The sequence below is a fragment of the Chryseolinea sp. T2 genome (genome assembly GCF_037203685.1).
Lineage (GTDB): Bacteria > Bacteroidota > Bacteroidia > Cytophagales > Cyclobacteriaceae > Chryseolinea.
Genome location: NZ_JBBCAU010000005.1, coordinates 67,039 through 80,923 on the forward strand (window position 1 = coordinate 67,039; position 13,885 = coordinate 80,923).

At 46.7% G+C, this 13,885-nt stretch carries 13 protein-coding genes; 9 read left to right on the top strand and 4 right to left on the bottom strand.

The window, feature by feature from the left end; all coding sequences use genetic code 11:
* Positions 1–22 precede the first annotated feature (22 nt).
* Complete coding sequence (locus WBG78_RS17150; protein ID WP_337327687.1) at positions 23–982, bottom strand: hypothetical protein; 960 nt, start codon at positions 980–982, stop codon at positions 23–25.
* A gap of 3 nt (positions 983–985) precedes the next feature.
* A complete protein-coding gene (locus WBG78_RS17155) occupies positions 986–1,630 on the bottom strand; it encodes a hypothetical protein (protein WP_337327688.1) in 645 nt (214 codons plus the stop codon).
* 867 nt (positions 1,631–2,497) lie between these two features.
* Between WBG78_RS17155 and WBG78_RS17160 the strand changes: the two genes are divergently transcribed.
* From WBG78_RS17160 to WBG78_RS17175, 4 genes are all read left to right on the top strand, one after another.
* Positions 2,498–2,965 (top strand): four helix bundle protein, encoded by a 468-nt coding sequence (locus WBG78_RS17160; protein ID WP_337327689.1) that lies wholly within the window; start codon positions 2,498–2,500, stop codon positions 2,963–2,965.
* Between the two features lie 54 nt (positions 2,966–3,019).
* Positions 3,020–3,616 (top strand): DUF4136 domain-containing protein, encoded by a 597-nt coding sequence (locus WBG78_RS17165; RefSeq protein ID WP_337327690.1) that lies wholly within the window; start codon positions 3,020–3,022, stop codon positions 3,614–3,616.
* 163 nt (positions 3,617–3,779) lie between these two features.
* Positions 3,780–4,574, top strand: a complete 795-nt coding sequence (locus WBG78_RS17170; RefSeq protein WP_337327691.1) for a DUF2490 domain-containing protein — start codon at positions 3,780–3,782, stop codon at positions 4,572–4,574.
* Between the two features lie 180 nt (positions 4,575–4,754).
* A complete protein-coding gene (locus tag WBG78_RS17175; protein ID WP_337327692.1) occupies positions 4,755–7,124 on the top strand; it encodes an ABC transporter permease in 2,370 nt (789 codons plus the stop codon).
* Between the two features lies 1 nt (position 7,125).
* Here the strand turns inward: WBG78_RS17175 and WBG78_RS17180 are convergent, their stop codons facing one another.
* Both WBG78_RS17180 and WBG78_RS17185 read right to left on the bottom strand, forming a co-directional pair.
* Positions 7,126–7,629, bottom strand: a complete 504-nt coding sequence (locus WBG78_RS17180; RefSeq protein ID WP_337327693.1) for a DinB family protein — start codon at positions 7,627–7,629, stop codon at positions 7,126–7,128.
* Between the two features lie 120 nt (positions 7,630–7,749).
* The gene (locus tag WBG78_RS17185) at positions 7,750–7,965 is read right to left on the bottom strand and encodes a hypothetical protein (RefSeq protein WP_337327694.1); all 216 of its coding nucleotides are present in this window, start codon (positions 7,963–7,965) and stop codon (positions 7,750–7,752) included.
* 161 nt (positions 7,966–8,126) lie between these two features.
* Here WBG78_RS17185 and WBG78_RS17190 point away from each other — a divergent pair, with 161 nt between their 5' ends.
* From WBG78_RS17190 to WBG78_RS17210, 5 genes are all read left to right on the top strand, one after another.
* Positions 8,127–9,515 carry a M16 family metallopeptidase gene (locus tag WBG78_RS17190; protein WP_337327695.1) on the top strand — a complete coding sequence of 463 codons (1,389 nt, stop codon included), beginning with the start codon at positions 8,127–8,129 and terminating at the stop codon, positions 9,513–9,515.
* An 18-nt stretch (positions 9,516–9,533) separates the two neighbouring features.
* Positions 9,534–10,928 carry a M16 family metallopeptidase gene (locus WBG78_RS17195; protein ID WP_337327696.1) on the top strand — a complete coding sequence of 465 codons (1,395 nt, stop codon included), beginning with the start codon at positions 9,534–9,536 and terminating at the stop codon, positions 10,926–10,928.
* A 330-nt stretch (positions 10,929–11,258) separates the two neighbouring features.
* Positions 11,259–12,122: a BON domain-containing protein gene (locus WBG78_RS17200; RefSeq protein ID WP_337327697.1), complete on the top strand. Its 864-nt coding sequence runs from the start codon at positions 11,259–11,261 to the stop codon at positions 12,120–12,122.
* 191 nt (positions 12,123–12,313) lie between these two features.
* The gene (locus tag WBG78_RS17205) at positions 12,314–12,613 is read left to right on the top strand and encodes a hypothetical protein (protein WP_337327698.1); all 300 of its coding nucleotides are present in this window, start codon (positions 12,314–12,316) and stop codon (positions 12,611–12,613) included.
* Between the two features lie 45 nt (positions 12,614–12,658).
* Positions 12,659–13,747 carry a mechanosensitive ion channel family protein gene (locus WBG78_RS17210; RefSeq protein ID WP_337327699.1) on the top strand — a complete coding sequence of 363 codons (1,089 nt, stop codon included), beginning with the start codon at positions 12,659–12,661 and terminating at the stop codon, positions 13,745–13,747.
* Positions 13,748–13,885 lie beyond the last annotated feature (138 nt).

The window sequence follows — 13,885 nt, forward strand, 5'->3', positions numbered from 1 at the left end:
GAGTATGTGTGTTTAGTGTATTCTATTTTAAGAGCTCGCCATGGTCTGCATTGGATGGCGACTTTTTGTTTTCCGGACGAGACAGTTTAAATGCGCTGTCTGCATTGAACTGGTCCAGCATACGAAGTCCTTCCTGCTCGTACGTGGCATTGTCGAGGTCAATAGACTTCATAAAGTCCGACGAGTAGCTTATGGCCTTCTTCATGTTGGCAAGCTTGCTCGCGATGTCCTCCTTGAGGAACTCCATCGACTGTTCCACCAGCAACTTCTTCTCGGGATCGCCTTTGAAGATCTTGAGTGCTGAGGTCAACGCGCGGTTACCTGATGTCACCGACTTATAAAGGTCCTTCTTCAACTCCAGTTCGTTTCGTGCGTCTTCAATCAGGTAAGCACTGTTCTTGTGGATGTTTGTCAGGTAATCTCCGATACGCGTAAGGTTCTCATGGATAGGGGAGAGCTGTTTGATGTAATCATTCAGTCTTCCGATCTGACGCGTGGTGTTACCAAGTTCCTGCATCATGTTTTGCTCCTTGGCAGCACGCGCACGGCTCATCAGTTTATTGATCTCTGTTTCCTTTTCTGTGATCTTCAAATGGATCTTCTCCTTCTGAGCATCTACTTCGGTTGCCTGCTTGTAAAGTTTCTCGCGTTCTTCCTGCATGTCGCTGATGTAATCCTCCGCAATGATGAATGGGTCGAGTTCGATTACTACGCCGACAAGCTTCTTCATTAGGATCTCGTAGAAGTAAAAAAGCCCGAGACGAAGCTTCCGATGCGTAACCGCATACAGGAATACGCCCAGACCCGCCAGCGCGACACCGAAATTGTATGTGTTCCATACCACCGAAGTGAGGATGGGCAACACGTAATATCCGGCCGCAACTACTAGACCGACGCCTGCGAGCGTTCCGAACTTTCCACCTGGTCTCTTCCAGTAGGCTTTGAGTTGTGTTCCGTCTGTTGGAAAGAATTGTGTCTCCATGTCTTATAAGTCACTTTTGATTTTTTGTATATCTGTATCAATTTTCATCGTCATGGCATCAGACGCTAAGAGGTAGCCCCGCTGATTGCTTTCCAGCTTTCGCTCTTCTTCGAGTATGGACGCCTTCAACCCATCTATTGACTTTTGTGCTTCGTTGATTTCCTGCGTTAGCTTTGAAATCTCTTCCGCATTCTTACGAACACTGTCCTCCAGTTGCGTCAGATCATGCCGTCTGCCTCCGATTTCCTTTTCATTCTTCTCGGCGGCAATCCGTTCAAACTTCGACCGGTCCTCAGCGATGATCTCTTTGTAGCGGCCCGCCGTTGCAATGAGCGCTTCCTTAGTGAGTCCTTGTATGGAGAGCGATGCGAATGTTGCCGCAAGCCTCGCCTTATCATCTTTGATGTGCGATTCAAGCGTCTCATTCATGCGCATGAACTCGTAATAGTCCGGACCAGGGAGGTTGGCCTGATCGAATAACTTCTCGAAGTGATTCTCGAACTTGTCGAAGTCTTCGCTGTTCAGCACTTGTGGCGATGTTACTCTGCCTGGCGGTGCAACGGGAGCATGGCTTTTGGGAATAGGTTTCCCTGGGGAGTCTTCGAATTCCACGAAGAGTCCCATGGCTTTTTTGAAAAAACCGGACATAGTTTATGTGTTAGGAAATAGTAAATGAAACTCGCTTCCGAGTGGGTGATTCTTAAGTAGAGATGTGAGGCCGATGAGGGCAGTTGCGTTGAATACGCGTTGCAATTTCTCGGTTGAGAAGCTAGCCCTCCTTGAGTGCTACGCTTCCGGTGGAACGTGCTCCATGTCGAAATTCTCGATCAGATAATGAGTGAATAAACGTAGCGCGGTTTTGCAAGGATGCAGGGTTACAGAAAAATAAATATTTTTTGAATGCCGCTCACCTGTTTAAATCATAGGGTATTTATCTATTAATGTTGTGAGTACACTTCTTAGGTAGTCCTGAGTCGTTAGTCCTGAGTCGTGAGTTGGTTTGTAGTATTTAAGTTTATAGTTGTGTGCAAGTCGATTGAATGGAATTGCGTTTGGTACTACCTTGGTTGTAGAAGACTCCCTAAGACTACGAACTACATTGCTAGCAACCAATACTCCAGACTAAATACTCAGGACTCAGTCCTTAAAGTCGTCCTGAGTCGTTAGTCCTGAGTCCTGAGTTGGTTTGTAGTATGTCAGGTTTATAGTTGGGGCAAATCGTTCGGATTTAATACTTCAATACTAACTTAGGTTATGATTGAGGCACAAAAACTAAGGACTGAATCGCTAGTAACCGATACTCAGGACTAAGGACTAAGGACTCAGTACTTGAAGTAGTCCTGAGTCCTGAGTTGGAATGTAGTATGTCAGGTTCATAGTTGGGGGCAAAGCGTTCGGATTTAATACTTCAATACTAACTTAGGTTATGATTGAGGCACAAAAACTAAGGACTGAATCGCTAGTAACCAATACTCAGGACTCAGGACTAAGGACTCAGGACTAAATACAATGTAAATGAACAACTACAAAGAGCTGAAGATCTGGCAAAAGTCAATTGAGTTGTCAGTGAAGATCTATCACATAACGCAAACTTTTCCAAGAACTGAGGTATTTGGGCTGACAAGTCAGATGCGCAGGAGTGCCTCATCAGTTGCTACCAACATCGCTGAAGGAGCTGGAAGGAATTCGAGGAAGGAATTTTCAAACTTTTTGGGAATTGCAAATGGATCCAGCAGTGAACTAGAGACCCAGATGATTATTGCCAGCAAGGTTAACTTAATTTCGAATGCCGAGCTAAAGTCTCTTCAAAAGCTAGTCACAGAGATTCAAAAAATGAATTGGGCCCTCAAACGAACTTTACTACGTACCAGCCCATCATCAACCAATACTCAAGACTGGTCTACTAACAACCAATACTCGGGACTAAGGACTCAGGACTCAGGACTAAGGACTCAGGACTCAGGACTCAGTGCTGAGGACTAGAGCCCCTTCGCTTTGCCGGAAATTTATTTACATTTGACGACTAGCCGTACCCCCATGAAACTGACATTCCTTAGATTGTTCTCTCTTGCTTTAATTATTAGTTCAATATCGTCGTGCAAAAGCAACCTCACCATTTGGGCCTCGAAGACTGATCCAAACGAACTTAAGAAATACAAGACCTATGCGTGGGTAGCTCCTGGCGACAGCGCTCTCAGCACTCGCCGTGACGACAAACTTTATGCTGGTTTAATTGAAAGTTCTGCGAACAAAGAACTGCAGAAGATGGGCATGAAGCTCGACAATAAAAACCCTGACGCGGTCTTTATGTTTGATACGAAGATCGACGAGAAGGTTGTTACCCGTAAGGCCGCCGAAACAGGGTACAATGCCTATGGTTATGGAGGTTACGCCTATGGATACAACGGTGCCGGCTACTACAATGGCGCCTATAATCCAATGCGTGGTTTGGAGACTGCGTCTATGCTGGTCGATCAGGGAACACTCAGCTACCTGATGTACGACCGTCAGACGGCGAAGCTGGTGTGGCAGGGGACGGCAAAGAAGGACCTAAGCAAAAAGACGAATATCGAAAGCACAATCAAGAGGGCAGCTAATTTCATCTTTGCCAAGCTGCCTATTAATGTCAAATGATGCGGCTAGGCGATCTCACGATGTGAGAATCTGCCAACACAACAATCATACTAATATCATCGGCAAAGTTGTAGTTACGATACTTTTGGTCAAATTGCCGCCCGTTTACTGAGCCGCCGTATTTGTCGCACCCCCTTTGACGCGAACGGCCGCATTGCGACCTATGAGATTTTCTCTACTGCTTGTAGCAATTTGCCTATCCCTGGTGTCAGCTGGTCAGCCAAAGGAAAAATATACTCATAATGTTTTCTGGGGAAGGATTGCCCTTGCGGACAACATTACGAGTAAACTTCGTGTAGAGCTGTGGCTCCAAAAAAGAACGCAGGATACTGAGGCACACACCTCCATATTTAATGCACCGCAGTACGATAGCTATTGGCTGTGGTTTAATTATGCGCTATCGCCCAACCTAAAGCTTGCCATTTCGCCATTCGGCTATTTCCAGAATTATGTCCTCTACACGGAACCTGCAGATCTCGATCGTCCGGCTATTAAAGAGTTTCGCTACACGCTAAGACTGGAGCATGAACAAAAGGGATCGTTTGTCAACTACAGTAATCGCTACTCGATCGAATATAGAACCCGCGACATCGCATTCAATGGCCATTATGAACCAAACTGGAGATTCAGATACATGGCAAGACTCGAGAAGCCTATTCACGCCGAATGGCTCAACGGAAAATCGCTTAGCCTGATATTGTACGACGAGGTAATGATTCAATTCGGCAAAGCGGTCAAGGATAGTCCAAGTATATTTGACCAGAACAGGATCTATGCAGGCTTCAGTTATTCTTTGATGAAGAATATTAAGATTACACCCGGCTATCTGTTTGTTATCCAGCAGCGACCCTCAGGAGATGTGCTTGATTATGTCAACACCTTTTGGGTTGTGCTTGCCTTTGACAATGTGATCTCCCAGTTCATACATCCACCGAAAGGTACGGATAAGCAGAGGTAGGTGCACCTGGTTCGGTAACGAACGCCATCGTCCGGTATTGAACGAAACAAATAATGACGGTATTTCTTTTCAGCGATTTCGGCAGGAGTTTGAGCCGCCGGGTTCTGGCTCGTTTTTCGTAAGTGACAAAGACGTCAGTGTAAGGTGTTTCTGTAGACCTAAACAAACCCATAAACTCGCATGTACTTCAACCATCTGATCACCGCCTGGAGAGGGCTTCTAAGAAATCTGACCTTTTCCTTGATCAATGTTGCTGGCCTTACGCTGGGACTGTTGTGCGCCATTCTTATCGGGCTGTGGATCGTTGACGAAGAGCAAATCAATCAATTCCATAAGGACATCGATCGGATCTTCATCGTAAAAAGCATAGAGTATTCCGGTGAGGAGGTGAATGGGAGCTACGACACGCCCGGGCTACTGGGCGACGAGCTACCCAAAGTGTTTCCGGAGGTGGAGTATGCTACAAGTTATGGATGGACTCAATACCATACTTTTGCCGCAGGGGAGAAGAAGTTGAGAATGCCCGGCAATTTCGCAGGCAATGACTTTTTTAAAGTATTCAGTTATCCGCTGCTCGTAGGGAAAGTCAATAACCTTCTGAGTACTCCTGAAAGCATTGTAATCTCCAGGAAGATGGCAATCACTTTTTTTGGCTCGCCTGAAGCCGCGTTGGATCAAACCCTAAAGTTTGAGACATACAAAGATCTTAAGATCACGGGAGTCTTCGAGGATCTCGATTCGCGCTCATCAGAGCAGTTCGAATACATCATTAACTGGCAGCTGATGGTCGAACGAAACTCATGGTTGAAAGACTGGGGCAATAGCGGTCCTACTACGTTCGTGAAACTTAAAGCAGGCGCAGATCAGGCATTGGTCCAGGGTAAGATCAGGGAGATGATAAAAAATTATACCAGTGGTTATACAAAACTCGAACGACTCGAGCTAGGTCTTCAGCCATTCGGTGATATGTATCTCCATGGAAACTTCAAAAACGGGCAAATCGACGGAGGAAAAATCGAGTATGTTAACCTGTTTAAACTGGTGGCGGTTTTTGTTCTTGTGCTTGCCTGTGTAAACTTTATGAACCTTAGCACGGCCAGGTCAATGAAGCGTGCCCGCGAGATCGGAGTAAGGAAGAGTGTTGGGGCCATGCGTTCATCGCTTGTAATTCAATTTATGATGGAGGCCTGGATGTACACGTCCATTGCCGTTGCTTTTGCCCTTGTCCTGCTAACAGCATTGTTGCCGTCCTTCAACCTGTTAACGGGGAAAAGTATTGAGTCGCCTTTGGGAGATGCTGCGTTCTGGATCAGCATTGTTTCAATAACTGCCGTGACAACCATTGTTTCTGGTCTGTATCCGGCATTTGTGATCTCGGCCTTTAGACCTGCCGTTGTGCTGAAGAAAGTCGTACAGCATTCCGGCTCGTCGTCAACGATGATCAGAAAAGGCCTGGTAGTTTTCCAGTTTTCGCTTTCAATCGCTTTCATCGTGGCCATGATTGTCATTTCACGGCAGGTTGATTACATATATTCCAAGAATATCGGTTACGAGCGGAGCAACCTTATCTACGTTCCGATATCGGGAGAGATGGCGCAGCGATTTGAGACGTATAAGCAGGAGCTTTTGCGTAAGCCTGGCATTCTGCAGGTCACTAAGATGTCTTACCGTCCAGTTGGAATAGGTAACTCGACCGGTTCTGTTGAATGGGAGGGGAAAGATCCTGCGACGCGCCCGACATTTACGCAGGTAGAGGTAGGGTTGGATTTTGTTAAGACCACTGGCTCGGAACTCGTAATGGGACGGGATTTTACGGATTCACCCGGCGATTCTGCATCCTATATCATCAATGAAACAGCATTAAAAGTGCTGGGCTATAAAGATCCAATTGGGATGCCGTTGAAGTTTTGGGATGTCAATGGAAAGATAATCGGGGTAGTAAAGGATTTTCATTTTGCATCGCTTCACGTGGCCATCGATCCGCTGGTCATACGTTCCGGTCAGGGCACCATGTGGGGATGGACCCTCGTTCGTGTTGATCCGCGCAAAACTGGAGAAGCTTTGAAGGCCATGGAAGCCCTCCAGCCGGTTTTTTCGCCAGACACTCCGTTCACTCATCAATTTGCAGATGAAGAATACAGTGAACTCTATGGAAGCGAACGTCTCGTAAAACAGCTGTCCAGATATTTTGCAGCACTTGCTATCTTCATTTCATGTCTTGGACTACTTGGATCAATCATCTTTACTGCTGAACAACGAACGAGAGAATTGAGCATTCGCAAGATTCTCGGAGCAACTGTGTCGCAGGTTGTGACGCTGTTGTCGTTTGATTTCGTAAAGCTTGTGGCAATAGCTTGCTTCTTTGCTTTCCCTGTCGGCTACTTCGTCGTGGAGCAATGGTTAAGTAACTTCCAGTACAGGATTGGTGTTGAGGCCTGGGTATTTATAGCTGCAGGTGGCGGTGCCCTGCTCGTTGCGCTGGCCACGATATCAGTTCACGCAGTAAGAACAGCATTAGCCAACCCGGTTGACGCGCTGAAATCTGAATAGCTTATGATTGCTTCCAGGGATTATCATCCGCCGAAGGCCCGTAAATAGAAGGCACTGGTATATCGCACAATCTCATATATACCGTGAGCTGCCCGCGGTGATGCACCCAATGGTTGATAGTGCTGGTGATGTTATCCAGCCTGGGCGTTGTGCTTAGCAACTGCGGTCCTGCAACCAGGGAAAATGGCAGAGCCAGCCGGTCTTCCTTCAGCCGCTTAAAGGCTTCGACAGCGCTGGCCACATTGTTGTCCAGGTATTTCACCATTTCTTCGGTCGTCTTGGGCTGCTCTTTCCTGAAAGTTGCAAGGTCAATCTTGTCATCATCCATGATATGCTTAAGCCAGTTGGGTATGTCACAGACAAGATAAACCAGATATCCCATTAACATCGATTTGGGATGAGGTTTGAATTCGTATGTGGTAACAGGAATGCGCTCCACACACTTCCGTGTAGCAGCGTGTTCAGATTCCATTGATTTCTGCAGTGTACTGATTATCGTAGCCATAAACTTCTTTGTTTGGTCGTGACATCAAGTTCGTTTTAAAGCCAGTCAAAGACAATGCCATGCATTCGGCGAAGTCCTCAATTCGTCCTGCATTGGGCCGTGGTGACGTATGGGCAAGCGCTAAACTATTTCCCACTGCCCGGTAGACCGTTTAGCATAGGTCAGGCCGTTACTCATCTTGTGAGCCTCGCGGCCATCATTCAGGGTGATGCGTGCGCGCTCGGAAACCCGGATACCCCCGTTTTCCCGGGTAAGCAGATTGATCAATGCGTGCATGGTCGGTGGTATGTCTGAAAGCGACTGCTCGTCTCCTTCCCTCACAAATGCCTGACTCATAATGCTGAAGGTTATGCCGATTAAAGAACCAAGGTACGGAATATAACGCCTCATAAGGTTGAGGATGTAATGTCATCATGCCAAATGGGAGAACGACGACTGATTTTCCCGGTTTTACTTTATTCTGTTTACTGCCTTTGTTTAATTAGCAAAAAAAACTCATGACACATAATCGGTTACCGGCGGCGTTGTGTTGCCTCAGCCTCATCTTCTTTTTGCTTGGTTGCACAGGCGAAAAGAAGCAAAGTGAGACGGCCTCTGACGGCGCGTTCAGCATCCCCGTGGAATACTTTACACTGAAGAATGGATTAAAGGTTGTCCTTTCCCAGGACAAAACAACGCCAACGGTAGTTGTCGCTGTGTACTACAATATCGGCTTTCGTATTGAGCCAAGGGACAGGACGGGCTTCGCACACCTGTTTGAACACATGATGTTTCAGGGGTCAGCAAACCTCGGCAAAATGGAGTTTATAAAACTAGTACAGCAAAATGGGGGAGTGCTGAACGGCTCAACCCGATTTGACTTCACAAATTATTTTGAAGTAATGCCGGCCCATAAGCTGGAGACCGCTCTTTGGGCAGAGGCCGATCGCATGAAAGGTCTCGATATCACGCAGGACAACCTCACCAACCAGCAGGGCGTCGTGAAGAACGAAGTAAAGGTAAACGTTCTCAACCAGCCTTATGGCGGATTCCCATGGTTAGACATGCCTCAGTTTGCCAATGAAAACTGGTACAATGCTCACAACTTCTATGGCGACCTTGCCGATCTTGATTCAGCCAAACTGGAAGACGTCGATAGTTTCTTCAAGACCTATTATGCGCCAAACAACGCTGCCCTTGTTGTCGTTGGTGACTTTGAAATTGCAGATGCGAAGAAATGGGTAGAACAATATTATGACTCAATTCCTGCAGCAACACTGCCACCAAAGCCCGATTTGACAGAGCCTAAACAGGCAACGGAAAAACGCAAAGTCAAGGAAGACAAGCTTGCGAACAAGCCCGCACTTGCTGTGGCGTATAAAATGCCTGAACGAAATACACCTGAGTATTACGCTATGGGGCTCATCGATCAGATCCTTGTACAGGGTCAGGATAGCAAGCTATTCTCAAAACTTGTTCAGGAAAAGGGCTACACTGATGGTGTCGGTGGAGGGATTAATAGTGACCTCGGCAACATGTTCAATTACAATGGTCCGATGATATGGATGGCGTCGCTCATCTATGATCAGTCTGTATCCGCAGATTCAATCGTGAAAGTTTTTGATGATGCGGTTGCTGAACTTTCCAACGTCACAAAGGAAGACGCCGAACTCGCTATCGTGAAGCTTCGCTCTGACTTTTATAACACAGTTGGTGGTGATTACAACATAGGACGAGCCGACCTGCTTGCCGTCTTTGCTTTGTTTGACAATGATCCTTCGCGTATCAATAAACTCGAGGATGAGTTTCGGAAGGTTACTCCTGAGCTGATCAAAAAAACGGCTGCAGAATATTTGAGTCCTTCTAACCGCTCGATCCTCATTGTGGATCCTAAAGCACCTCAATAACCTTAAAGACTTCTACACATGAAAATGCGTCATATACTTATAGCCTGCTCAATCTTCTGGTGTTTAGCTGCCAGCTCCGCCAGTGCGCAAAAACAAACGCCGCCTGCCGGAGGCCAGCCAAAAGACTTTGTGTTGCCCGCGAAAAAGACTGATCAGTTAAAAAACGGATTACGATCTACTCTTGTCCAGTACGGTGCCATTCCAAAAGTGACAATCAACATTATTGTCAAAACCGGTAACGTACATGAAGGTCCCAAGGAAGTCTGGCTCGCAGATCTAACCGGCAACCTGATGCAGGAAGGCACGAAAACAATGGATTTTAAAACAATATCCCGGAAGGTGGCCGCGATGGGAGGCAACGTTAATATTGGCGTTGGAGCCGATCAGGTTTACGTTTCAGGGTCCGTACTTTCTGAATACGCACCCGAACTGGTCAAAGTGCTTGCTGATGTGCTGATCAATCCTGCGTTTCCGGCATCGGAAATTGATCGGTTAAAGAATGATCTGAAACGTAATCTCAGCGTTCAAAAGTCATCACCTCAGCAACTGGCGTCGGAAAAATTCAACAGCATCATTTACAAAGATCATCCATACGGTCGCATCTTCCCAACACAGGAGATGCTTGATTCTTATAACATCGATATGGTGAAGGGATTTTATGATAAGAACTTCGGTGCGCGTAGAACAGTAGTTTATGTTGTTGGCAAGTTCGATCAGTCGCAGGTGGAAAAAGCAATAGGCAATTCTTTCAATGGATGGAAGGAAGGCCCCGAAGTGAGCTATCCTCCCGTAACGGCGAGCAAGTCAAATGAGATTGCAACGATCGATCGCCCGGGTGCGCCACAGACAACAATTATATTGGGCATGCCTACACTTGTGCCAAAAAGCGCCGACTACGTTGCGCTGCAGGTAACAAATTCATTGCTTGGTGGATCATTTGGATCGCGTATTACTTCGAATATCCGCGAGCAGAAAGGATATACTTATTCGCCACATAGCGTCATTCAGAACCGAAAAAATTCTTCGGTTTGGTATGAAGAGGCGGACGTAACAACTGAACATACTGGTGCATCACTTCAGGAAATTGCCAAGGAAGTAAAGAGACTGCAGAACGAAGCGCCTTCGAAGGAGGAACTTGAGGGAATTCAAAAGTATATGGCTGGCATCTTCGTGCTGCAAAATTCAAGTCCGGGTGGCATCATTGGGCAACTCAACTTTATCGACTATCACGAGCTTGACGATAGCTATCTGACCAATCGCGTGAAGAACATCTACGCCATCACTCCGGAAAAAGTGTCACAGATTACCAAGGACAATTTCAAGTACGAAGATATGACCCTCGTGATGGTCGGGGATAAAAAGTCACTGGAGAAACAACGCAAACAATTCGAAGAAGCACGCAAAGTGAAATAGTTCATTCATAAGGAAATGTTCCATATATAACTTGAAAATGGTTCGTTTCTGTTGAGTCGTAGTGACCCTGTTTGGCAAAGTATTTGACAAATACGGCGCTGTCGCAACCAATTCACCGGTGTGTGTAGTAACGTGCGCAACGTGTGCGGCACATAGTCGCCTACGGCGCGGCGCGCACGCCGTAGTTCTGGCATCATTGTTTTGAAATTAAGGTTATCACCGTCCGTGGGTTTACAGGCACGGTCGGCAGCCGCAACGCTCGCGTTTCCTGAGTAAGGAACGCGAGGCGTTGTGGCAACTGCAGATGTTACACCTTAACAAAATACCAAGATGCCTAACAGGAAAAGAAATCAGCCTGGGATATTTACCCATGCAGCACAGGATTATTCTCAGCCAATGAGAAGCCGTGGCGAGTCGATTTACGGCACTGACAGCGACGACGGAAACAATTACGATGGTGAAGCTTTTCATTCACCGCGCCGTCCGGTAGCCTCACCGTACTCCGACAGAGATCAGGAATGGCGTAATCGTTCGTCTTTCTATGACGAGCAGGATCGGCGTGACTTTAGCAACTATGGAACCGGTGGCTACTACGGTTCCACTTACAATCAGCATGAGGAGTGGAACGAGCGGCCTGGCGGTAGTCTGAACCGCGGCGACGGATATAGGGGCAGCGATGAACGATCCAATATCGGACGGGATGAACGATACGGAATCGGGTGCCGATACAATAGTGATGATCGATACAATGTTGGCCGGAACTATGGTGAACGTCGCGAGCCAAATGAAGGAGGGCGGTTCACAAGTTTCAATTCTCCATATGGAAGTCGGCAGGAACAAAGTGGCGCGCACCGCGGAAAAGGACCTCGCGGTTACCAACGCGCCGACGACCGGATCCGCGATGACGTCAACGATCGGCTTGCCGACGATTCGTATCTGGATGCCACAGAAATAGAAGTCGTGGTACTTAATGGTGAAGTTACGTTGTCAGGCACAGTAGACAGTCGCAGCGATAAGCGTCGCGCGGAAGACTTATCTGAGTCTGTTGGCGGTGTAAAAAATGTTGAGAACAGGATTCGCGTCAAGGAGATTTTTGGAGATCAGTCCCGCTCCCGTGGGGGAAATGACGGTGATACAAGCGAGTCACCAAGAAAAAGAAACGCCGGAGCAGAGACATCTAGAATCTACAGCTAGCAACGATCTCACCAGCGCCATAAAAAAAATAGTTTCGGTGGTACGCAACTCGTGAACAACTTCTCAACAGGAAATCACGAGTTGCGTTTTTGTATTGCAGCGCTGTGACCTGGCTAAAGCAATAAAGGACACTTGCCTCTTGTGCTCGTTCAGCCTGTTGTAATTTCGTATATTCGTAAAAAACTATCGACATGGAAAGTTATACTCCGGTATCATATGAATTCCGAGACGTGCTGCAGGATCAAATCCAAAAGGGGACAAATGGTAAGGTCTTCTTCTGGAACAAAGATGAACAGGTCGATGAATGCATCGGAAAGATTGAACATGTAGACGACCGTGGTGGGAATGGGCTGTTCGCAGTCTTTGGGAACGGCGACAGTATTCGCATCGACAGGATCATTACATTATTCGGTAAGCCTGGTCCTGGCTATGACGCGTATGACGCATTCGCCAATCAATGCCTTGCTTGTACGGCAGGGGTACCGTTGTGATCGACAATGTCGTTATTTATTTCGACCTCCAATAATGCCTTAACAGTGGATTTTTTTTTAAATGATTTAAAGAGTTTTGCCATTCTCTTCGGAGTAGCAGCTATCGTCTATGGGATCAGTTTTGTCGTTATAAGGCTTGCCACTTTCATCCTGACAAGACTCACAGGTTCATCAAGTACTCTTGTGAAAAAGAAGCTGGGACCTTCGATACGCTTCCTCACTGCGGTCATAGCACTTAACATTGCGAACCGTTACACGAAATTTGAAAGAGTTGACGAATTCGTCATTGATAAAATCATATTATTACTACTCATTGCAGCGATCGCGATGCTGCTGATCAAGTTGTCTGCCTTTGTCAGAGACCTTTTGTACGAGCGCTATGATGTGCGTGATAAAAACAACCTGAATAGTCGGAAGGTAAGAACGCAAATCGATTTTCTGCAGAAGTCATTTTCTGCATTCATCGTATTCCTGGCGATCTCTATATCACTTATGAGCTTTGAGAGGGTGCGTGAGATGGGAACAAGTCTTATTGCTTCAGCCGGCATCGCCAGTGTTATCATAGGGTTCGCTGCGCAGAAATCAATTGCTAATTTATTTGCCGGATTTCAAATCGCTTTTACTCAGCCGCTAAGGCTTGACGATGTGGTCGTTGTTGAGGGTGAATGGGGAAGAATAGAAGAAATAACGCTCACGTACGTTGTGATAAATATCTGGGACCAGCGACGACTGATCGTTCCCATTGGCTATTTCCTGGAAAAGCCTTTCTATAATTGGACGAGAAACTCATCTGAATTGCTTGGAACTGTATTCTTTTACCTTGACTATAGCTTTCCTGTCGACTTTATTCGCAGTGAGCTTAAGAAGATCCTGCTGACTGATGAGGCCCGTCTTTTATGGGATGGGCGGACAGCGGCGGTGCAGGTAACAGACATCACAGACAGAGTCATGCAGGTGCGCGTTTTGGTTAGTGCTTCGACCTCGGGCGCTGCTTTTGATCTAAGATGCCTGATTCGTGAAAGGATGCTGGAGTCCATCAGCAAAGAATATCCTACCAGTCTTCCAAAAGCCAGATTTCAGGGTGGCGACATTGTGGATACCTCAATGGTAGCTGACGATAGTGACCGTCAATAAGTCGTCATACTTAACAACATCATGAACTAGATAAAGGCGTATTTAGGGTATTCAATTTCGCACTTTGCGCAGATCAGCGCCCGTTTTTTTTCTGATATTCCGGCCGTGTAATACGTGTAAATGGAGGTTCCATTTTCC

Coding starts and splice junctions, on each gene's coding strand:
- WBG78_RS17170 (WP_337327691.1), top strand. CDS start 3,780: ATGAGATTTTCTCTACTGCTTGTAGCAATTTGCCTATCCCTGGTGTCA.
- WBG78_RS17150 (WP_337327687.1), bottom strand. CDS start 982: ATGGAGACACAATTCTTTCCAACAGACGGAACACAACTCAAAGCCTAC.
- WBG78_RS17155 (WP_337327688.1), bottom strand. CDS start 1,630: ATGTCCGGTTTTTTCAAAAAAGCCATGGGACTCTTCGTGGAATTCGAA.
- WBG78_RS17180 (WP_337327693.1), bottom strand. CDS start 7,629: ATGGCTACGATAATCAGTACACTGCAGAAATCAATGGAATCTGAACAC.
- WBG78_RS17190 (WP_337327695.1), top strand. CDS start 8,127: ATGACACATAATCGGTTACCGGCGGCGTTGTGTTGCCTCAGCCTCATC.
- WBG78_RS17195 (WP_337327696.1), top strand. CDS start 9,534: ATGAAAATGCGTCATATACTTATAGCCTGCTCAATCTTCTGGTGTTTA.
- WBG78_RS17175 (WP_337327692.1), top strand. CDS start 4,755: ATGTACTTCAACCATCTGATCACCGCCTGGAGAGGGCTTCTAAGAAAT.
- WBG78_RS17165 (WP_337327690.1), top strand. CDS start 3,020: ATGAAACTGACATTCCTTAGATTGTTCTCTCTTGCTTTAATTATTAGT.
- WBG78_RS17205 (WP_337327698.1), top strand. CDS start 12,314: ATGGAAAGTTATACTCCGGTATCATATGAATTCCGAGACGTGCTGCAG.
- WBG78_RS17160 (WP_337327689.1), top strand. CDS start 2,498: ATGAACAACTACAAAGAGCTGAAGATCTGGCAAAAGTCAATTGAGTTG.
- WBG78_RS17185 (WP_337327694.1), bottom strand. CDS start 7,965: ATGAGTCAGGCATTTGTGAGGGAAGGAGACGAGCAGTCGCTTTCAGAC.
- WBG78_RS17200 (WP_337327697.1), top strand. CDS start 11,259: ATGCCTAACAGGAAAAGAAATCAGCCTGGGATATTTACCCATGCAGCA.